Source organism: Shewanella sp. SM20 (assembly GCF_025654545.1).
In the GTDB taxonomy this organism is placed as follows: domain Bacteria; phylum Pseudomonadota; class Gammaproteobacteria; order Enterobacterales; family Shewanellaceae; genus Shewanella; species Shewanella oncorhynchi.
Window position 1 is genome coordinate 26,925 of the sequence record NZ_JAKKRK010000041.1, and the last position, 21,922, is coordinate 48,846.

18 protein-coding genes and 2 pseudogenes are annotated in these 21,922 nt (G+C 40.1%); 16 read left to right on the forward strand and 4 right to left on the reverse strand.

Translation table 11 applies throughout. The features are described 5' to 3' along the window. Positions 1-11: 11 nt before the first annotated feature. The 6 genes from L5M18_RS16390 (at position 12) to L5M18_RS16415 (ending at position 4,646) form a co-directional block, all read left to right on the forward strand. Positions 12-1,139: a chemotaxis response regulator protein-glutamate methylesterase gene (locus L5M18_RS16390; RefSeq protein ID WP_263197785.1), complete on the forward strand. Its 1,128-nt coding sequence runs from the start codon at positions 12-14 to the stop codon at positions 1,137-1,139. A 13-nt stretch (positions 1,140-1,152) separates the two neighbouring features. Next, positions 1,153-1,674, forward strand: coding sequence for a membrane anchored protein in chemotaxis locus (locus tag L5M18_RS16395; RefSeq protein ID WP_105253086.1), 522 nt, complete (start codon positions 1,153-1,155; stop codon positions 1,672-1,674). A 70-nt stretch (positions 1,675-1,744) separates the two neighbouring features. Continuing rightward, entirely contained in the window at positions 1,745-2,536 is a 792-nt protein-coding gene (locus L5M18_RS16400; protein ID WP_028761170.1) for a ParA family protein, read from the forward strand. Then, positions 2,520-3,515, forward strand: a complete 996-nt coding sequence (locus L5M18_RS16405) for a chemotaxis protein CheW (RefSeq protein ID WP_263197787.1) — start codon at positions 2,520-2,522, stop codon at positions 3,513-3,515. The genes L5M18_RS16400 and L5M18_RS16405 overlap by 17 nt, the downstream gene beginning before the upstream one ends. A gap of 7 nt (positions 3,516-3,522) precedes the next feature. Further along, entirely contained in the window at positions 3,523-4,017 is a 495-nt protein-coding gene (locus tag L5M18_RS16410) for a chemotaxis protein CheW (RefSeq protein ID WP_006082380.1), read from the forward strand. Between the two features lie 230 nt (positions 4,018-4,247). Then, positions 4,248-4,646: a DUF2802 domain-containing protein gene (locus L5M18_RS16415; protein ID WP_173243810.1), complete on the forward strand. Its 399-nt coding sequence runs from the start codon at positions 4,248-4,250 to the stop codon at positions 4,644-4,646. Between the two features lie 53 nt (positions 4,647-4,699). Here the strand turns inward: L5M18_RS16415 and L5M18_RS16420 are convergent, their stop codons facing one another. Together L5M18_RS16420 and L5M18_RS16425 are read right to left on the reverse strand one after the other, a co-directional pair. Continuing rightward, the gene (locus tag L5M18_RS16420; protein ID WP_263197788.1) at positions 4,700-5,008 is read right to left on the reverse strand and encodes an EscU/YscU/HrcU family type III secretion system export apparatus switch protein; all 309 of its coding nucleotides are present in this window, start codon (positions 5,006-5,008) and stop codon (positions 4,700-4,702) included. Positions 5,009-5,069: 61 nt separating this feature from the next. Continuing rightward, positions 5,070-6,977, reverse strand: coding sequence for a hypothetical protein (locus L5M18_RS16425; protein WP_263197789.1), 1,908 nt, complete (start codon positions 6,975-6,977; stop codon positions 5,070-5,072). Positions 6,978-7,196: 219 nt separating this feature from the next. Between L5M18_RS16425 and L5M18_RS16430 the strand changes: the two genes are divergently transcribed. Further along, positions 7,197-7,982, forward strand: a complete 786-nt coding sequence (locus L5M18_RS16430) for a VacJ family lipoprotein (protein ID WP_263197791.1) — start codon at positions 7,197-7,199, stop codon at positions 7,980-7,982. A 121-nt stretch (positions 7,983-8,103) separates the two neighbouring features. Continuing rightward, positions 8,104-9,207: a response regulator gene (locus tag L5M18_RS16435; protein WP_263191051.1), complete on the forward strand. Its 1,104-nt coding sequence runs from the start codon at positions 8,104-8,106 to the stop codon at positions 9,205-9,207. A gap of 118 nt (positions 9,208-9,325) precedes the next feature. On the opposite strand, the gene L5M18_RS16440 is transcribed toward L5M18_RS16435, so the two are convergent. Beyond that, entirely contained in the window at positions 9,326-10,831 is a 1,506-nt protein-coding gene (locus tag L5M18_RS16440; protein ID WP_028761163.1) for a peptide MFS transporter, read from the reverse strand. Positions 10,832-11,303: 472 nt separating this feature from the next. On the opposite strand from L5M18_RS16440, the gene rfaH reads away from it, so the two are divergent. From rfaH to L5M18_RS16480, 8 genes and pseudogenes are all read left to right on the forward strand, one after another. After that, the gene (gene rfaH / locus L5M18_RS16445) at positions 11,304-11,810 is read left to right on the forward strand and encodes a transcription/translation regulatory transformer protein RfaH (protein ID WP_105251953.1); all 507 of its coding nucleotides are present in this window, start codon (positions 11,304-11,306) and stop codon (positions 11,808-11,810) included. A 1,077-nt stretch (positions 11,811-12,887) separates the two neighbouring features. After that, complete coding sequence (locus L5M18_RS16450) at positions 12,888-15,374, forward strand: SLBB domain-containing protein (RefSeq protein ID WP_263197793.1); 2,487 nt, start codon at positions 12,888-12,890, stop codon at positions 15,372-15,374. A 149-nt stretch (positions 15,375-15,523) separates the two neighbouring features. Beyond that, positions 15,524-16,513, forward strand: a complete 990-nt coding sequence (locus L5M18_RS16455) for a Wzz/FepE/Etk N-terminal domain-containing protein (RefSeq protein WP_263197795.1) — start codon at positions 15,524-15,526, stop codon at positions 16,511-16,513. A gap of 362 nt (positions 16,514-16,875) precedes the next feature. Then, a pseudogene (locus tag L5M18_RS16460) lies at positions 16,876-17,279 on the forward strand (ISAs1 family transposase); the annotation flags it as partial. 107 nt (positions 17,280-17,386) lie between these two features. Continuing rightward, the gene (locus L5M18_RS16465) at positions 17,387-17,758 is read left to right on the forward strand and encodes a hypothetical protein (RefSeq protein WP_263197796.1); all 372 of its coding nucleotides are present in this window, start codon (positions 17,387-17,389) and stop codon (positions 17,756-17,758) included. A 98-nt stretch (positions 17,759-17,856) separates the two neighbouring features. Next, a complete protein-coding gene (locus L5M18_RS16470; RefSeq protein ID WP_263197797.1) occupies positions 17,857-18,168 on the forward strand; it encodes a hypothetical protein in 312 nt (103 codons plus the stop codon). A gap of 240 nt (positions 18,169-18,408) precedes the next feature. Next, positions 18,409-19,800 carry a hypothetical protein gene (locus L5M18_RS16475; protein ID WP_263197800.1) on the forward strand — a complete coding sequence of 464 codons (1,392 nt, stop codon included), beginning with the start codon at positions 18,409-18,411 and terminating at the stop codon, positions 19,798-19,800. After that, on the forward strand, positions 19,793-21,070 hold the full coding sequence (locus L5M18_RS16480) for a hypothetical protein (RefSeq protein ID WP_263197802.1): 1,278 nt from the start codon (positions 19,793-19,795) through the stop codon (positions 21,068-21,070). The genes L5M18_RS16475 and L5M18_RS16480 overlap by 8 nt, the downstream gene beginning before the upstream one ends. A gap of 541 nt (positions 21,071-21,611) precedes the next feature. On the opposite strand, the pseudogene L5M18_RS16485 reads toward L5M18_RS16480, so the two are convergent. Then, a pseudogene (locus L5M18_RS16485) lies at positions 21,612-21,922 on the reverse strand (IS4 family transposase); the annotation flags it as partial.

Consider the following 21,922-nt stretch of genomic DNA (forward strand, 5'->3'; position numbering starts at 1 on the left):
TAAGGAATGGAATGGCCATTAAAGTATTAGTCGTTGATGACTCAAGTTTTTTCAGACGACGTGTTAGTGAAATAGTCAATCAAGATCCTGAACTGGAAGTTATCGCGACGGCCTCAAATGGGGCCGAAGCGGTGAAGTTGGCTGCTGAGCTTAATCCCCAAGTTATTACTATGGATATTGAGATGCCTGTCATGGATGGTATTACTGCTGTTCGTGAAATCATGGCTAAGTGTCCGACTCCGATCTTGATGTTTTCTTCTTTAACCCATGATGGCGCTAAAGCAACGTTAGACGCTTTAGATGCTGGTGCATTAGATTTTCTGCCTAAACGTTTTGAAGATATTGCGACCAACAAAGATGATGCCATTTTATTGTTGCAACAAAGAGTTAAGGCATTGGGACGACGCAGAATGTTTCGTCCGATTGCACGTCCTGTGGTCGCGCCAACACCTAGCGTGCGTCCAACAGGTAGCGTTTTAGGTACAACGAGTATATCGGCTCATACGCCTGTCGCAGCTCCTGTTAGAACCTCAACGGCAACGACGATTCGTGCAAGTGGTAAACAGTATAAATTATTGCTGATCGGTACATCTACTGGTGGTCCGGTTGCGCTGCAAAAAATACTCACGCAGTTTCCGGCAAACTATCCGCATCCTATTTTATTAATCCAGCATATGCCTGCTGCCTTTACCCCTGCATTTGCGAGTCGTTTAAATGGTTTATGTAAGATTGATGTAAAAGAGGCCGCTAATGGCGATCTTCTTAAACCTGGTTGTGCATATTTAGCGCCGGGTGGTATGCAAATGATGGTTGAACGTACTGGAGCAAGTGGCCGATTAAAAGTTATCGCAGGCAGTGCTGATATGAATTATAAGCCCTGTGTGGATATCACCTTTGCTTCTGCTTCTAAAGCCTTTAGTGGTGATGTGCTTGCTGTTGTATTAACTGGCATGGGGGCGGATGGCAGAGAAGGCGCACGTATGTTGAAAGCTGTAGGCGCTACCATTTGGGCGCAAGATGAAGCCAGTTGTGTGGTTTATGGTATGCCACAAGCCGTTGCGAGTGCTGGGATTGCCACCCAGTCGATAGCCTTAGACAACATGGCCGAATGTATTTTAAAAGAGTCTGTTCGTGTCTAAAAACCAATATCCGATGAGCACAAATAGTGTGCTCATCATCTTGTTGATGGGCATAGCCATTTTGGTTCTTGGTGCCTTAAGCCTTGATTACAAGCGTAAGAATAGTTTGCTGCAGGCGGATGTAAAACGTTTGGAATCGACTCAGGTGCTGTTAATGGTACCTGACGAACAGGCTGAGGCCATTGCAACTTGGTTAGCGTCTCATCCCGATCAGACTAAAGCAATGTTGCAATTAGCGGCTCCTGGTGAGCAGAAGGCTGTAGCGATTGGTCCTGAGCCGGTACAAAATAGCATTCCGCCTTTGCTGGGCAAACCAGATACTGAAATAGATACGGCGAAGGAAAAAACTAATCTGGAATCCTCTATTCCTAAACAGCTTCAAGCGCCAGAAAAAGAGGTTAAAGCTGTTTCTCAGACAATTGCCCCCCAAAATGCAGAGATGCTGCCCGTGGTGATATCTGAGAATGCCGATGGTGTCAAAGTGATTAGTTTGCCCAATGGCGGCATTCGAGTCACGACCAGAAAAGAGCAGTAATTTTAGAATTTGTGAACTCACAATTTTCTAGTTCATTAGCATATTAACCAGTATAGGTAGGGGTCACTTCTTGAAAGTCTGGACCATAGCGAATCAAAAAGGTGGCGTAGGTAAAACCACGACGGTAGCGAGTTTAGCGGGAACATTAGCTAAGCGTGGCAAGCGTGTTCTTATGATAGATACCGATCCACATGCTTCGTTAGGTTATTACTTAGGTATTGATTCTGAAGAGGTTCCAGGCTCGTTGTTTGATGTTTTTCTTGCCCATAAAAACCTTTCTAAGGAACTCGTTTTATCCCATGTTGTGCCAACCTTAGTCGATGGTTTGGATTTATTGCCTGCAACTATGGCATTGGCTACCTTAGACAGAGCCTTAGGTCATCAAGAAGGAATGGGATTAGTACTACGTAATTTATTAGCACTGGTTGCTGATGATTATGATGTTGCTATCGTTGATTGCCCACCCGTACTCGGGGTATTAATGGTCAATGCGCTTGCGGCAAGTCAGCATATCATTATTCCTGTGCAGACGGAGTTTCTTGCCATTAAAGGGCTAGAGCGGATGATTAAAACAATGGAGTTAATGGGGCGATCTAAGAAGACGCGCTACAGTTACACTGTTGTGCCAACCATGTACGATAAACGCACCAAAGCATCACCTGCGGCTTTGCAAGTTCTTGGTGCCGAATACAGTGATACTTTGTGGAAAGACGTTATTCCAGTAGACACTAAGTTTAGAGATGCCAGTTTGGCACATTTACCAGCATCGCATTATGCGAGTGGTTGCCGCGGCGTTAAAGCCTATGAAAGATTATTAGATTTCTTATTAGTTGGGGAGTTTGGCCATGTCAAAATCGGTTGATGAAACTGTTTTTGATTTTTTCGCATTATTGCTGCAGGAAGACGACAGTCCAAACCAGATTGTTTCCCCTCATAGCATTGTAAAAGCAAACTCAAATCAAAATGTTGCCGTTAATCAAACGGAGGCAGCATTGCTCGATGCGGCAATTTTGGCTGAAAATGGTCGCACTGCCGCACCGCAGAATGTAGAGAAGGCCATAACGCCTACTGCGCAGTTGCAGCCAAAAGCGGCGCCAAGACAAAATGAGTTTGTTGCTCCGGTAAGCCAGGTTGTAGCTCAAGTGAATAAGCAAGCGTTAGAGAAATTACTAGCGCCAGTACTAAAGACTGCAAGGTTAGAACCGATACCACCTTCAGTAGAGATAGCGCCACCTATTGATGTTCAACCTGTTGTGGTGGAAGTACCACAAGCTCAGCCTGTTGTTAATGAAACCGTTGTTGATGAAATCGTTGAGCCAGTGGTTGTGCCAGAAACACAAGTCGGCATTACGCCTCCTAGTGTGACAAAAGATTTGCAAGAAGTGCTCGATGATGAGTTTCAGGTACTATTCTTTAAAGTAGCAGGGCTGACATTGGCTGTGCCTTTGGTGAGTTTAGGTGGAATAGTAAAAGTTGAGCGGATAAACCACATCTTTGGTCGACCCGCATGGTTTCTTGGTGTACAGACGCATAGGGAGGAACAATTGAACATTGTTGATACTTGTGCGTGGGTTATGCCAGAAAAATACACAGATAAACTGGCGCAATCGGTAAATTATCAATATCTTGTATTATTAGAAGGCAGTAACTGGGGATTGACTTGTGAGTCCTTGGTCAATGCGGTAAAAATTAATAAATCGCAAGTCAACTGGCGTAGTCAAGCGGGTAAACGCCCTTGGTTAGCGGGTGTAGTGAAAGAACAGATGTGTGGCATTTTGCACGTACAAGCCTTAGTTGAAATGCTTAATGCGGGTTTAGGTTGTCAGGACTCAATTGGTTGAGGTAAACATGAAAGATACAAGAAATGTAGCAGCAGTCGCTGCAAGTAAAGATGATGCAGTATTACAATGGGTTACCTTTAAGTTGGACCATGAAACTTACGGTATCAACGTAATGCAAGTGCAGGAAGTGCTGCGTTATACTGAAATAGCTCCTGTACCCGGTGCCCCCTATTATGTTCTAGGCATCATTAACTTGCGTGGTAATGTTGTCACTGTAATTGATACTCGCTCACGTTTTGGATTACAGTCTGCTGAAGTTGATGATTCAACCCGAATCGTTATCATCGAAGCTGAAAAGCAGGTCATTGGTATTTTAGTTGATAGTGTTGCAGAAGTAGTTTATTTGCGCCGCTCTGAAATTGACAATGCGCCTAATGTTGGAACGGAAGAGAGTGCTAAGTTTATTCAAGGCGTGAGCAATCGCGACAATGAATTACTTATCCTAGTTGATCTCGACAAATTATTGTCCGATGAAGAATGGGCTGAGTTGACTCAGATCTAATCAATGAGTGTGATAAGGCTGAATGATTAGAATTCATTCAGCCATTTTGTTTATTTGCGAATAAATCGATGATGTTGAGTATTTACGATTTATGGATAGACGAAGTCTTTTTATTATAGCTTGAACAATGGCCAATTATATTGGTGACGTTAAGTGAGCACTTTGTAATAGATAACTCACTTGTAAGCCAGCTCCTAATCTATGGCTTTGAGTGAGTATAAGGATTTTTGATGGGCGATGAATTTTTGATCGCAGCGTTAGTTTATGTCATCGCATGCTTAGGGTTAGTACTCTTTTTACAAAAGCAATTGAGTAAATTAAGAAGCAAAGTTGATGCATTGACTGTGTTAGTTAAAGAGGGCGATCGGCAGCGAGAGTCTTTTAAACGCGAATTGCAAGAATTACGCAGTGGCACAATCGGTGTAGGCCGTCGTGTTATTGAATTAGAGAAACGCATATTGCAACAGTCTGAACGGATTGAAGAGACGACTCAACAGGATCCACAGGCAAAACTTTATACTCGAGCCATGAAGATGGTCGCGCTTGGTGCTGGCGTTGACGAGTTGATTAAGGAATGCGAATTACCTAAAGCTGAAGCCGAGCTGTTGATCCGTCTGCATCGTAAGTAATCGGTAGCCAATTGAACACTAAAAGCTAATTTTTCTGAATTAGCTTTTTTATTTTATGCCTTCTCGACAATTTTTTTATGCATATTATTCCATTGCTCAGGAAATTTACCGTCGAGCATATACACAAATGCAATCAGTTCGGCGATAAGCAGGTAAAGCTCCTTGGGAATTTCCTCTCCTAACTCTAGCAATTTCAAAAAATGGCTCAGATGGGGATCTTGATGGATATAAACGCCGTTAGCCTTAGCTAAGGCAATAATTTCTTCTGCGATAAGCCCTTCACCAGTCGCAACTATTTTAGGAGCGTTACGGCCATCGTAGCTCAGTGCGACAGCTTGTTTAGGTTCACTCTCTTCGCTCATATCGTTATTCCCAATGTTTTGTATAATGAACTCAATATTAGTGTTGGAACATTGTCACTCATTAAGCTTTTGTCTTTACGAGGAAATGATCACCAGGTAATAAGGTTGCTGGTACTTGCGCTATTTGAGTTGATAATTCACCAGGCGTAAAACCCAGTTGTGATAGTTTTTGGCTTAAGGGCGTTAAAAAGTTATTAACCTTATTAAGTAGTATCTGACTATTGCCTTTAAACTGGATATCTAATTGTTGATTGTGGTTTTGGGCTGAAATCAGCAGAGGTCCTTGTGCTAGATTAAACTTCAGTTGTAAACGCCATCCTGTTTTTTTATCTGGGTCATCAGGATCGGCTTCTTGCTCAAATTTCCCTTCTAGTTGCTCCTGTCGTTGGTTAATGCCATAGGGCAGGGCGAAGAACCACACCAAATTGCCAGCGCTCTCATTACTTGCCTGTTGGTATAAATGCAGGTTAGAGGCTAATAGTCCCATGCTATCAAGGCCTCCTGCTTTGCTCAGTTGCCCAAGAAGTTTAGTGGAGAAGCCCACTTTAGCTTGTAACTGTTCAAGGTAGTCGGCAAGCTTTTTGCTCATGGAATTCGAATTGTTATTGGCTTTAAAGCCAAGTAGCAGCTGAAAAAGTGAGGTAATTGCACTCCCATTCATGAGCATAGAGGCTTGATTTGATTGAGGCGTAGCAAGATTTAGACTCGCTAGACCGAGAATATTGGCTTTGAGTTCATCGATATCATTTAATTGGCTCAGTGGTGGTAGCCCTAAATGCGGTAGGTGTTTCAATAACTCAGATGCTAAATTCGAGCTGCTATTAGAACGGGATAACTCAATAGGAAGTGCCCCCGCTTTATTGAACGCTTTTTGTAAGACATCGGCCACTTTTATCGAAGTGTCAGTCTTAGCATCATTGCCTTGTTGTTCACTCTTTTGGTTACTGGATCCTAAAATATTCTTAAGTTTGTTTATGTCTGTAGGACTCACACTTAGGATTTCTTGTGACGTTTTTGAGCTTTGAGGTAACCCGTTTTTGCTATTTACGTTTTCACCCATTTGTGATGCTGGTGATTGACCTACAAGCCGATTTTCAAGGGCTGAGTTTTGGGTGCTGATCTGACCTAAGTCTTTAGTTGTTGGCGTTATGACTTGCGCGTTAGAGATATTCTGTGAGCCAGTCGCAGTAGGCGCTGATGGAACATCTACTTTACTTTGAAGCTGCATTATATCGACTTTGGCCGTGACAATTTGTTTTGTGGGCTCAGGTAGAAAGTTGATATTTTCGAGTTTTTTTAGAAAGGACGCAATGATCTGGGCTGGTTCAATTTTCGCGATCACAAGATCAGAAGATGGTTTATTTGTGGGAACCTGAGTTTCATTTACTGGCGTCCCAATTATGATTTCGAGTTTGCTCTGTATTGGGGTGAGTAATAAAATAGGGCGCCCTTGTTGAAAGGCTATTTTCGCGATGAATTCACCTTGATTCAGCTGGGGTCCAGGATCTTGTGCTACAACGGTACCATTAGCAAATTGAAGCTCCTTGTTAACTATAGTGACGTTGGGTAATGGATAGCCCTGTGTGCGAGCCGCGAGCGTTGAAAGCTGCGTCTGAGAGATGCCATTTTGTTGTGCCAGATTGATCACTGCCTCAGGGATTTTCAGTACGAGGGGTGTAGCTAAGGCAAGTAGTTGGCTAGTGGAGTTTTGCACTATCGTAGTTGGAGTTGAGCTGTTCTGCGCATTGGGCGTGACTAAAAAGCTATTAGCAGTCAACAATATTTGCCGCTGTTGAGCATTAACTAGCTTTAAATTATATTCTGTACCGTTTAGAATAATACTATCTCCCTCAGGTGATGTTTGCACCTGAGCCGGAATGGGGCGTGGAGTAGCATTGAGGGCATCAGTGTGGGCCATCGCAGTGTGTAACTGCGAATTTTGACTGCTGACAAGTGGAATCGACTCCATTTAATGACCTTATATAGTTTATCCTGCGATACATTCGTTTAGTAAAATTAACAATTGACCAATTTTTTTTGCCAAGTATGCTTATGCGCCTTGTGACAAAGGAACTGTCATACTGGATAGTATGCCACTAAGACGAATTATCTTTATATCGTCATTTTTGTATTGTCACTTTAGCGAAAATTTGATGTCTAAACTGTACATTTATATTAAGAGAGCGATATGAAGTTAAAATGGATGGGATTATCTTTGGGGTTAATGCTGTTGCCTAAAGTGCAATCGGCTGAAGTATCCCTACCAGATACCATTCAGCAGGAAACACCTGCTAAGGTACAAATTACCTATGATGATCCCCGCGATCCGTTCGAAGGCTTTAACCGAGCTATGTGGGACTTCAACTATCTCTACCTAGATAGATATTTATATCGTCCTGTAGCCCATGGTTATAACGATTATATTCCTACGCCTGCTAAAACAGGTATCAATAACTTTGTGCAGAATTTAGAGGAACCTAGCAGCTTAGTAAACAATGTGCTGCAGGGCAAGTGGGGCTGGGCGGCTAATGCTGGTGGACGCTTTACAATCAATTCTACTGTCGGCTTATTAGGTGTCATTGATGTCGCTGACATGATGGGTATGAGCCGCAAGCAAGATGAGTTTAATGAAGTGCTGGGTTATTATGGGGTGCCTAATGGACCTTACTTCATGGCGCCATTTGCGGGTCCTTATGTTGTGCGAGAACTCGCGTCTGATTGGGTTGATGGTCTATACTTTCCATTGTCTGAGTTAACAATGTGGCAATCCATTGTTAAATGGGGACTTAAAAACCTTCATTCTAGAGCATCAGCAATCGATCAAGAGCGACTTGTTGATAATTCACTCGATCCTTATGCCTTTGTCAAAGATGCATATTTACAGCACATGGACTATAAAGTCTATGATGGTAATGTCCCTCAAAAGCAAGATGATGATGAGTTTCTCGATCAGTATATGCAGGAGCTTGAGTAACCCTATTGGCCGTACTTGACAGCATTTGTCTTTAGTCATCAAATGCTAGCCTTGTTAAATTTTGTTATTGGCATATTCACTTGAGTAATGGCTATGCGATGAACTTTATTCGGGAACCTTTATGGCGTTAAATGGTGTTGCGGTTCTTTTAGTTGAAGATGACCCCGTGTTTAGGCAGATTGTTGCAAGCTTTCTCGATAGTAGAGGTGCGCAAGTCACACAAGCCTGTGATGGTGAACAAGGATTGTCAGTTTTTAAATCGCAGCGCTTCGATATTGTTCTTGCAGACTTGAGTATGCCTAAGCTCGGTGGGCTCGATATGCTTAAGGAAATGACAAGGTTAGCGCCTTTAGTGCCTTCTATCGTGATCTCGGGTAATAATGTCATGGCTGACGTTGTAGAAGCCTTACGCATTGGCGCAAGTGATTATCTCGTTAAGCCAGTATCTGATTTATTTATTATTGAACAAGCCATTAAACAAAGCCTTCATAGTTTCTACATTGATGATACTCAAGCCGCAGATTTTGACGCGCTATCCCACCAAGAATTAAGTGATAATCTAGCATTGCTTGAGCAAAGTGTTGCTGCGGCAAAACAAGTTCAGCAACAACTCTTTCCCGCTTCAAATATTAGTTATCCGGCAGCCAAGGTTGACTATAGCCTTTATAAAAATAGCGATATAAGCAGTTATTTCATTGATTCAACTATGGTTGGTAGTGATCACCTGATTATGTACATGGCCCATTTGTATCCAGAGGATAATCGAGCCGCGTTTGCCTGCGTTTTGCTTAGAAGTTTTGTTAATCAGAAGCTTAAAGATTTTAGGAATGGCCAGAGTCAAAGCATTATTGAACCATTCAATATGATGAGCTATTTGAACGAGCGTTTAGTGAAATCTGGTCTCGATATTAAAGCCGATATGATTTATGTTGCCATTGAGCTAACTAAGTACCGTGCAGCTATTGCACAGGCGGGTAAGGGGCTGCGTTGTTATCTGCGTAATGATGAGGGATTAAGCCCGTTAGCACTGCCTGAGAGTCTTCAGCTTGGCGTGTTAGACTGGGGTAAACCGAGCATTCAGTTCCGCAGTATTTTACCGCAAGAACAGTTGTGTATTGCGACAAGTGAGCCTGAGCATAAACAAGCTTTACTTGATAACAAGTTTAAGGGCTTAGTCTATGATGCAACGCTACCTGCTGGTGGTTTTCTACAGTTAAGCCTTTAGTTTTTTTGACGCTTTGGCGAAATTGAGTATGTAACTGAATAGATGACTTAACAAAAACGCCTTACTCTTGCGAGTAAGGCGTTTTGTTTTAACAATCAAAAACAGTCGAACAGGATTATTAACGTTTTATCGCTTCATGTTCAGCCGTCACTGCAATTTCACTTTCTAAGGCTTCGGCTTCAGTGTGATGCTTGGTTTCTGCGCCATGCATCCAATCGACTAATTTGTCAGCCATAAAATACAGGATCACGCCAGACAGAGCCGCTGTAATCGCGATACCAGCAAAAATTGACATAGCATTAGCAAGTTGTTCCTCTTTGCCACCACCGTGACCAATCAAAGAGCCTACGACCCCTGCAACCTTGTTCGCCATCGCAATAAACAGGAACCAAGCGCCCATCATCAAAGAGGCAATACGCAGTGGAGCAAGCTTAGTCACCATAGACAAGCCAATAGGTGACAAACATAATTCACCCATAGTATGGAAGAAATAAGCACCCACTAACCACCACATGCTTGATTTAGCTGTAGGATCGCTACCCATCTCAACCACAGCGCCAATCATGAACAAGAAGCCAATCGCCAATAAGAACAAACCTAAGGCAAATTTCACTGGCGAGTTAGGTTCATTTTTACCTAAACGGATCCAGATAGAAGCAATTACAGGGGCAAATAACACGATAAAAATAGCGTTTAGCGATTGGAAATAAGTCGTGGGCACTTCCCAAGTACCTATGTAACGGTCAGTAAACTCATTGGTAAATAAGTTCATTAACCCGCCCGCTTGTTCAAAGCCCGCCCAGAAAATAATCGTGAACAAACCCAGCACCATAATCACCTTGAGACGATCACGCTCAATTTTAGTAAGTGGTTCTTTACGGGTATTGCCTAGCTTAGCCTGGCGTTCACGTTCCAGCTTGGCCGCTGGCACGGTACCAATGTTACCTAACAGTTTTTGAGCAAATAAAAATTGAATCACCAGCGATAGCAGCATACCAATACCAGCACAGAAGAAACCTGCCTGCCAGTTATTAACAAAAACCTCTTGGCCATTAACCATTTCAGTGTGGCCAAAGCTAGTATAAGCCCAAGCAACAATAAAGCCGGATAATGCCGCACCTAAATTGATTCCCATATAGAAAATAGTAAATGCACCATCGCGACGGTGATCACCTTCCTCGTAGAGATCGCCCACCATAGTGGAAATGTTCGGCTTAAACAAACCATTACCCAGAATGAGGGTACCTAAACCGATATAAAAAATGGTCGTTTCAATACCAGGAAACCAAGCATGTGGCGCAGCTAGCATAAATTGGCCTGCCGCCATTAACGCGCCACCAAAATAAATGGCTTTGCGCTGTCCCAGAAAATTATCAGCTAACCAACCACCAATCAGCGGCGTTAAATACACTAACGCAGTAAAAGTACCATACAAGGATAAAGCGTCAGCTTGGCTAAATCCTAAGCCGCCACCGCCTTGTTTACCCACCTGATCAACTAAATACAGTACCAAAATGGCACGCATTGCATAATAACTAAATCGTTCCCAAAGTTCTGTTGTAAACAGCAGGAACAATCCCTTGGGATGCCCAAGCATCGTTCCTTGTGGTTTTGCTACGCTCATGAAGTCTTCCACCTTAAGCTCGTGATTGCCTGTGGGCCCCTGAAACAGGATGATGTCACCACAGAAAAATGGTTGTTGCTCGTCCCAATATCGCCTGCAGGTTTAATCAACCATTAATTCCCACTATAGCATTCATTAATTGTTGAATAACCGCTAGTTACGTATGGGTTATTGTTACGTTCTTATAATAAAAGTAATGTGTTTAGCAGTAAAATGAGTCTTTTCGCTAAAATCCCACCTTATATACCCCTTAAAAGCAACCAAAGTCAATTTTGGTAAGCTAAGTGGTGACATTATCAGCAGTATAGTGTTGTGATTTTAATTATGAATTAGTTAATGTGAGCGTCATTGTATGCATACCGAGCGAGAGACTGGAATAGTCGAAAAATTACTTCCACCGACTTGAGCATCTTTGCTATGATTGCGACCCGTGAATGGACATCACTTATTTATAGGGTAGTGAGATTAGCTTATGAAGGCATGGTACCTTTTGTATTGTAAACCTCGTAGTGAAGCGAGAGCACAACAAAACTTAGCACTTCAAAATTTAGAGACGTATTTGCCTATGGTCTCTGAAGAGAAATCTCAGCGCGGGCGCAAACAAGTTTGTCGTGTACCACTATTTCCAAATTATTTATTCATCAATTTTGACCCAAGCCAGACAAGTGTCAGGCAGGTCCATTCTACTCGTGGTGTGAATCGAATCGTTAATTGTCAAGAGAAAATGACGCCCATTGACGACAGAATTATCCATGCCATTCGCATGAAAGAACTAACGCCTTCCCAAACAGTATTAGCCGAAGAATTAGAGCTAAAAACGGGGGAAAAAATTCGTTTTACAGATGGGCCCTTTGTTGATCTCGAAGGCATTTTTCAAGAAAAATGCCCAAATAAACGTTGCCATGTTCTTTTTAACATTATGGGGCAGATAAAGACGGTTACTGTACCTGAGCAAACGGTTGAAAGAGTTTGTAGTTAACTAATTGACACAAGTTTCATTGTAAGAATTAAGATGAAATATTTGTAGGAAATTGACTATTCTTATTATTAAGGCTTTTTGCCAGAGATGGATAACGTTTTGTTAAGTTATTAAATAATAAGGTTTTTATGGATTTTTACAAAATTCAAATCATTAAGATTTTAATTTATCTCTAAAATTTGAAACATAGACTTGCAATTGCTTGTTAATTAACCAGTCAAGCTTTCGGGTTTGAAGTAAACTTATGTAACCAGACTTTAAGATTGTCGTTTATTCTTCTTAACGTCATTGGTATGTTGTTAAAAATGAATCTTTAGTTGATGCGCAAACTTAGCTGCTTAAGGCCTGCATTAACGTTTAGGTGACTATTGGGTTTAGGCTGTGATAGTCTTGTTCTAATTAATAATTTGGCGTGTTTTTCCCACAAGAGTGGTGATATCACTCGCTAGAAATTCAAATGGATTGGAGCCTTGTAATTCTTTTTATAAAGAATGATGAGGTTTTATTACATGAAAAATATGAGTTTTCGCGTCGCGAAGGGCAATATAGAAGCCGCAATCTATGGGCGGTAGCGTGTCTGAAAGGTGAGAAGCCGCTGGTTGATCCCTCGAACGAGAGGTACGGATACCGAACTGGCAGGTATATAGGGATATATTTAGCGAATGAAAAGTTTCATTCGTTAAGCGGACGCCGAAGGCCTCAGGCCGCCACGCGGATCGGTAGCGTGTCTTAAAGGTGAGAAACCGCAGGTTAATCTCTCGAACGAGAGGTACGGATACCGAACTGGCAGGTATAAAAATAGGGATATTTATCGAAAAACAGTTTCTTCATTAAATGAGTAATGGAGGGAGCCTCAATAGCCATTAATATGTCCAATTTTACCTTTATTCAGCCATGATACGATTAACCGTAGCTGCTTGATGATGTAAATAATCCAACATTTACCCCAAAGAATCGTTAGTTTTTTGTACACTCTAAATGGCGTTTGATTGCCGAGTGTTTGAATGTGAAACTCAGGTTTTACCTCTAAAAATCCAATAATAAGCTTTGACTCATTTTTATAAACGGAGATATCTGGTGCTACGACAAGTCAAAAAATTCATCATACTAGGCATAAGTGCCGCGATTTTGATGGGCGCGCAGGCTAATGCCATTACGCCATCTCCACAGATGATCGAGCAGTTCAAAGCTTTACCTAAGTCAGAACAAGAAAGGCTAGCACGTCAATATGGCGTTGACCCTTCGATGATCACTGGTGGTTCAGCTGCTCAAACAGTAGTTGAAAATCCAACTGTGGTGACTCCACGTGCTGCCAATAATGATGTAGTTGACCAATCTGAAAGTGACCAGCTAAACCAGGCGACGAAGTCAGAGGCAAAGGTTGAAGCTATTGAAGACAAAAAAGAAAATCAATTAAAGCGTTTTGGTTACGATCTCTTTGCGGGGTCGCCAAGCACTTTTGCACCAGTTAGCGATGTGCCAGTGCCTGCTGAGTACATGATTGGTCCCGGTGATAGCTTAAATGTTCAGTTGTTTGGTAAAGAGAATAACCAGTACACGCTAACCGTTGGTCGTGATGGAGCAATTCAATTTCCGGGTTTAGGGCCAATATCGCTTGTTGGTTTGAGTTTTTCAGAAGTACGCGAATTGTTACAGCAAAAAATTAGCCAAAGTATGATTGGCATTGAGTCAAATATCACAATGGGCGAATTACGGTCAATTCGTATCTTTGTTGCTGGTGATGCTTTTCAACCAGGCTCCTACACTGTTTCTAGTTTATCGACGATCACTCAAGCATTATTTATTTCCGGTGGTGTGAATCAAATTGGTAGCTTGCGTGACATACAAATTAAACGAGCAGGTAAAACAGTAGGTCGCCTAGATCTCTATGATTTACTTCTGCGTGGTGATGCATCAGGTGATATTCGCTTACAATCAGGTGATGTGGTTTTTATTCCATCATCAGGTGGTTCAGTTAGCGTGATTGGTGAAGTTCGTCGTCCTGCTATATATGAGCTTAAAAATAATGAAACCATGGCTGATGTTATTCGCATGGCCAGTGGTCTAAATCCGGGCGCATATCCAAAAGCAAGTACAGTTGAACGTTATAGTAATGAATCAGTTAAAACTGTAGTGGGTGTTGATTTAACAGAAAATTTAGGACTAAACACTTTAGTCAAAAATGGCGACCTCTTAAATGTAAGATCTGCCTCTAGCCGTATTGATAATGCGATTACTCTGGCAGGCGCTGTTGTTCGTCCTGGTAAATATCAATGGACTAAAGGTTTAACTGTTGCCGATTTACTCCCTTCAGTTTGGGGGGATTTAACCATATCCGCTGATTTGGATTATTCCTTACTTGTCCGTGAAATAAATCAACGCGGTGATATTCAAGTGGAGCGTATTGCGCTTGGACGAGCGATTGCAGAACCTAAATCACATTATAATCCTAAGCTAAATCCGCGTGATTCAATCATTGTTTTTGATTACGCAGACCGTGAAGAGTTATTAAAACCTATAGTTAAAAAACTGAGAGAGCAGAGTCGTTTCGGCGATGCTGCTAAGTTAGTCAGCATCAATGGAAATGTGCGTTTCCCTGGGCAATACCCCATTACTATTAATGGCGATGTTAAAGAATTACTCATTGCGGCTGGTGGTTTAGAAGAAGGTGCCTATACACTTTCGGCTGAATTGACTCGTCAAAATGTTTCTGAGCAAAACGGTGTATCGGTCGAACATATGCAGCTGAGCTTAGATCAGGTCATGCAAAATGTACCAACTGCAAACGTTATACTTCAAAGCCGTGACATCTTAACCGTTCGCACGCTTCCTGATTGGCAGGAGACTCGCTGGGTGACTATCAAGGGTGAAGTTAAGTTTCCCGGTACTTACAGTATTCAGCGTAGCGAAAGCTTGAAAGATGTAATATCTCGCGCAGGTGGTTTGACGAGCGATGCAGCTCCTCGCAGTGCTGTATTTTTACGAAAGTCAGTAAAAGATAAAGAGCAGCTTGAGTTATCAAAACTTGCTGATGAATTACGCCGTGAAATTGCTGCTAAAGCGTTGACAAAAGATACACCAACTATTGGCTATAACGATGCGCAGCTGATGTTAAATCAGCTTGAAAATGTTAAAACTGTCGGTCGATTAGTTGTTGATATCAATGCAATCCAACTGGGTATAGATAGTGCTAACCTAATGCTTGAAGATGAGGATGCGTTGTATATTCCTGCGACTAATCAAACCGTGTCAGTCATGGGCCAAGTACAGCACCCAAGCACACATAGATATAAACAAGGTTTAACATTCGACCAATATTTAGCATTATCTGGTGGCGCACGTAAACGTGCCGATGAATCACGCTCATATATTTTAAGGGCTGATGGCTCAGTTCAAATGCCCGAATCTTCGATGTGGTTTAGTGGTGGTAGTGCCATGGAACCAGGCGATACCATAGTTGTACCATTAGATACTGAATATAAAGACAACTTAACGCTTTGGAGTCAAGTCACTGGCATTATCTACAATACTGCTGTTGCAGTGTCTGTAATCTCAGGACTGTAGAAGCAAAGTTCGAGGGCGTTGCTCCGCAACTGCTAGGACACAAGCTCGCACTTGGCCCTAGCACCTTTTATTTTCTCGAACCTTCTTTGAATATCTTTAAGCTTTCCTAGGGCCTAGCATCTAGGATCTAGGACCTAGAACCTAAAAAAATGAACACACAAATTACTCAAAATCCAAACACATACCAATCCGACGCAAGGTTTCCTCAAGTGCAAGATGACGAAATTGACCTCCGCGAGTTGTTCACCGTCATCTGGCAAGGTAAATGGTTAATCATTGCCATTACGGCTGTATTTGCCATTGGTTCTGTGGTGTTTGCGATAATGCAACCCAATATCTATAAGTCTGAGGCATTACTGGCCCCGGCAGCAGAAGAGCAAGGTGGTGGGTTAAGTGCATTAGCCTCTCAATTTGGCGGTTTAGCCAGCTTAGCTGGAGTGAATTTAGGCAGTAAAGGGGGGACAGACAAAACTCAGCTGGCAATTGAAGTATTAAAATCCCGTCAATTTACTAGTGATTTCATTCAAAAGCATAATATTCTTGCTGATATAATGGCAGCAAAAAAGTGGGATCGAGATTTAGATATAATCGTATACGATGCGGATCTTTATGATGATAAATCAAATCATTGGGTACGCGAAGTTGACCCTCCACTTAAACCAGAACCTTCAATGCAGGAAGCGTATAAAGTTTTCAGTAAAATATTAGTTATTAATACGGCTAAAGAAACCGGTATGGTTACTCTAGCGGTTGAGCATGTATCTCCAAGCGTAGCAAAACAATGGGTTACTTGGTTAATCGAAGATATCAATAAAGTCATGAAAGAGCGAGATGTTGCGGAAGCAAACCGCAGCAGCGAGTTTTTAAATAAGCAGATTGCTCTAACCAATGTCGCCGATATTAAAACGATTCTTTACAAGCTAATTGAAGAACAAGCTAAAACCATTATGTTCGCTGAAGTAAGAGACGAATACGTATTTAAAACCATAGATCCAGCACTAGTCCCTGAAGAAAAGGCAAAACCTAAACGCGCATTAATTTGCGTATTAGGCACAATGCTTGGCGGTATGTTAGGTGTGATGTTTGTTTTAATTAGGCACTTCATGAGAAAAGAGCAGAGCCTAGAGCCTAGAGCCTAGAGCCTACTTTTCCCTTTTTTTGAGGGCCTATTGGGACTGTTTTAAGAAAAAACATAAAACCTAGGCTCTATAAGGGATAGCGACAAATCGACTGTCTCAAAATGGTAAAAATGTGTCTCATCTTGGTTTGAAGGTCTGAGATGCAAAAGTGTAATTCTTCAATTTTGGCACTCAAAAGCCAAGAAAGCCAAATGAAATCCTGCATTTTTAAAGGGCTGAAAGCAGATTGATTATATCTTATTTGTGAATTGGTTCTTTAAAATAATGAAGTTTAAAAGTCCAATCTGAGAATAAAAATGGGATCGACTTGTAGATTGTTTTAGTGTTGTTTAATACCTCTACGCTTTTCTAGGAGTAAGATAATTTCAAAACTAACAAATCCATTTATGCACTTTTCAGTTATCAAAGACTTTTGCCAAAAAGGCAAAGTAAATCATAAATTATCAGATAGTATTTTACTGACTATTTGTGGTGTTTTTCCGGTCAAGACTCTTGTGAAGGTACAAGCTACTTCGGCAATAGCCGTTTAGATTTCCTAAAATCATATGGTGATTTTACCGATGGTGTCCCTTCACCTGATGTCATCGCCAGAGTAATGGGCAAGATTAATCCCAAAGAAATGCAAAGAGCATTTATTGATTGGATGAACGATTGTCACGAGTTAACTAAGAGTGAAGTGATAACTATTGATGATAAGGCGGTTCGAGGTTCATACAATAAATCTCGTGGCCAATCAGCCATACATATAGTAAACGCAATCGCTACTTAAAATGGTGTGTGTCTCGCTCAATTTAAGGTGTACCTGAAGACTTATGAGATAGTGGAAAGTGGGCTGCTGCGGCTTACTTTAGCCACCAATACTTAAGAGACACCATGTCCAGGGTTATTGCCGTTTGTGACAGGGAGGATGGCATCCTGAGTTATATCCAAGATAAACGAAAACTCCATGAACATTTTGTTATTCGAGCAAAGCATGCCAGAAAAATCATGGAGTCAGAAGCCACTTTATTTGAACACCTTGAGTCGCAACCTGAACTAGGCACATACACCATTGATATTGGACAGAAAGGGACAAAAGACCATAAAGGGAAACCGATTAATCTAGCAGCAAGAAAAGCGCAATTGAGCGTTAAAGTTGAACAAGTGACATTAAACACTAAAGCAGAAGCTCAACCCATCAATATCGTATACGCTAAGAAACATCGTCTAAAACTGAAAGTTAACCTTTACGCTGGTTATTGTTAACTACAGCACTGCATATAATTGATATTTATACGGCTGGATGGTGAATTGAGGATTTTCATAAAGCGTGGAAAATGGGAGCAGGTGCGGAAGGTCAACGCATGAAAGAGCCAAAAATTTTAGAAAGAGCTGTATCGCTGCTCGCATTTATCGGCGTGAGGTTACTGCAACTAAGAGAGTCAATGACTATCCCGTATTACTTACGTAAGAAAAGGTTAATTGAAGCCGCTCAGTGCATTGAAGAGCAATGCTGCGATGCGGTACTCGAAGAAGATGAGTGGAGACTATTGATGCGGATCTATAAACCCAGAGGCCATAAAAACACCGGTGCGCCGAGTTTGAAATGGGCCTATCAGTCGATAGCAAAATTGGGTGGATTTACCGATACTAAACAAACGAGCATTGTAAGTTGAGGGGCGATTTGGGAAGGCTGGAATACTCTACAATCCCATGTTGTGGGTTACCGAATGGCGAAGAACATGTAGGCTGATTGTGAGAGCGTAAGAGATCTGATCAAGAGACAGCGACTATCCTGAAGCAGGTATGCTGAATTTAGCTTTAACTGATTATTTCTTTGGTTTAAATAAACCTTTTTTCACAAATGATTTCTTCTATTTGTTGTCGGTATTATTTGCTGTTTTTAAGGTGAACATTTGAAGAATATTTTTTTTAGAAATTTGAGAGTATCAGTTATTTCTCAATTTCTTAGTATTGCTCTTGGTTTAATTAGAGCAACGATAATCCCTTTCTACCTTGGAGTGACAGAGTTTGGCTATTGGCAAATTTATGTGCTCTATGTTGGATTAATTGGAATATTGTCTTTAGGTTATATAGATGGAATTTATTTAAATTATGGCAATTTTTCAGCGGCTGATCTCCCATTAAAGCGACTCAGAAGTTCATTACTGATTTATGTGGGTGTAATGCTAATAATAACCCTAGTTTTGTACTTTTTTATTGATTTTTTAGGTTTTGATGATTCTAAGAAAAGTGCTCTTTATTACTCCTTGGTAAATATTGTTTTAATTGGTCTTACTTCGTATATATACATAGTCCTTCAAGTTACTAATCAAATTGCTACGTATAGTAAGTATGTCGTTATCGATAAGCTAGTTTTTATTCTATTCTTACCATTATTATTTTTATTTGGAAATTTTTCTTTTCAATCCCTAATGGTACTCGATATAGTTAGTCGGTTTCTCCTTCTTTTGTTCTTGTTATTTAACTTTAAAGTTTATTTTTTTGGCGCAGTCGATAGTTTTTATTCCGGAGTTAGAGAGTATCTAAGCAATATTAATGATGGAATTAAGTTGATGATCGCAAATATGGCAGGTATGATAATTCTTGTAATAGGACGAATTTATGTTGAAAGTAATTTTTCGATTGAAGACTTTTCTGTATATTCATTTGGCATTTCGATTACAAATTTATTTTTAATAGCAATTGGTTCTATTGGCCTTGTTTTATACCCAACTATAAAACGTATAGAATTCAGTAGATACAAGATTTTATTTGATGGTATGGACCAGCTTACTGGTGCACTTTTGTTTTCTGCATTATTATTTTTTTATCCAACATACTATTTTGTTTCAGAGTACATGATTGAGTATACTAAAGTTCTTCCTTTTTTAAATTTACTCTTTATCATTTGTGCATTGGAAGGGAAAATGCAAATTGTCTTGAATACTTTTTATAAATGTATGAGACGAGAACGTGCAATGATTAAAGCCAACATTTTTACAGTTATTATTACAGTTATTTTGTTTGAGGTTAGTAGTCGAGTGTTTGACACTGTCTATTTTGTTGTTTTATCTATAGCTGTTGCGATGTTCTATCGCGTGACGTCTTCGACTTTTTATTTTAGGAGCGAGTTGGGTCTGAAAATGAAATTTATGAACTTGGATATTTTCCTAGTCCTTTCTTTCTATTTGCTCACGGAGTTACTACCTATTTTGTTATCTTTTTATTTGTTTGGGCTTCTTTCATTATTTTCTATTTTTATTGTTTATAGGAAATACAGATCAGGAATAATTTCTTTTGGATAGAAAAAATTTAGTTTTTGTAGTGGGATGTTATCGACCTTATCCATCTGCTGTAGGTGTGTGTGCGGAAAAAATAATCGATATATTTAAGATTTATAATGATGTGACTGTAATTTCAATTAAAGATAGATGCGACCTTCCAGATGATGAAACTTACAATGGTTACAATTTAGTCAGAGTTACAACTGCTTACAATAGAAAGAGATTCAAAATCTCAGCACAACAGTCCTCGCTAAGTTTAATCATTAGACTTAAATTGATTTTTATGAAATTCATGAGGTTGTTAACAATATTGTGTTCCAATGTAACGATTGATAAGGATTTGGTCAATTCTTATTACTTTGAACTAAAAAAAATAGCTGATAAGAAAAAAATTGATGTAATTATTCCTCTTTGCTTTCCATTTGAATCTATAGTTGCTGCATCAAAATTTAGTGATCATATTGATCAAACTGTCCAGGTAATACCATATCTTTTTGATAATTTTGCTAATAGTGCTAGTTTGCATCGATTCAATTGGAATAGGAAACTTAAACTTGAAGCAAATAAATCACTTGAGTTAAAAATGCTTGAGCTTTCTAATGCCGTATTCGCAATGCACCCTTTGAAAGACTATTTTCAATGCAATTTCCCAACAGAACTTCTTAAAAAAATTTCATATGTAGAACATCCTTTATTAGATAGGTCTGATTTTCAAGATAAGTCAATAAAAGTTAATGATAAAATTCATCTTATTTATGCAGGCGGTTTATTCAAGAATGTTCGTGAACCAACGTATATGCTCAGATTGTTAGAGAAGGTTAACGTAAATGTTCCTATTATAATCGATATCTATTCATTTGGTAATGCATCTGAAGAAGCCAATAAATATAGTGCTAAACATAAATATTCTTTTTTTCATGGTCAGGTTCAGCGTGATGAAATAATATGTTCATATTCGTATTGTGATGTACTGGTAAATTTAGGGGAGATCGAAGGTAAGCAAATATCAAGTAAGATATTTGAATATATGTCATTAGGTAAACCTTTAATCCACATTGCTTTTACTAAAAATTGTGTAGTAAGTAAATTATTGAAAAAATACCCACTAGCAATGGTTATATGTATTGAGGATGATTTCGAAAGTAATTCGATTCTAGTAACTAATTTCCTTATTAAATACTCTAAAGAAAGATTGGTTTTTGATTTCGTTCAGAATTTGTTTTTCGATGCAACTCCACAATATACTGTAGATAAAATGATTGATATTATATATGGCGAAAGGTTAAGATAAGTTGAATGTTCCAATTAATCCAATTTCGTCTGTAGAAGTGGTCTCCTAACTTACACATTGACCACGACTTTGCAAAAATAGGCATACTAAATATACTTCTATAAGTTTTATTCCTGCAGTAAACAGATGCACATAATTGAGTGGACAAAAAAATACTTAATTGTAGAACAAATAGCTAAGTTGTTAAAGTTATTTATAAGTGCTTGTATTGTAGAGGAAAGCTCATGAGAGCCTGCATTTTAAAAGGGATGAAAGCACACTGATTTTATCTTATTTGTGAATTGGTTCTATAAAATAATGAAGTTAAAAAATGCAATCTGAAAATAAAAATGGAGTCGACTTGTAGATCGATTTGAGTGTTGTATAAAACCCCTACGTCTGACTCTTCTACACAAATCTGAATCAAGTTGAACTTTAATAAAGATTGATGATCTGATCTAGTAATTCAATCTGATTTCGGGTGTGGCAATGTCAATTTTTAATGTGGATAAGTGGGCGAAAAATCACTTCAATAGTACAAACTTAGGTCTGAGGGATCCCCTCATAAATCAGCCATAGCATAGCCATATTTGAGCAACTGATTGGCGAATAATACCCAGGCCGCCAGCAATTCTTTCTCCGTGATTTGATAATCAGGCCGCCTGAGTACCTCCAATCCCAAGCGAATCGTTGAGAGTACCGTTCGATGCCCAATGGTATTGGCCTGAAAATGCTTATCCCAGCCCTGTTGCTGTGCGTGTAAACCAACTAGCCACAACAGGCATTGAACCATCAACGCTATCAGTAGGATGATGTCGAATCGCTCTGGACTGTTGGTACGACTTTGGCGTAAGCCAAAGCCGTATGCCGGGC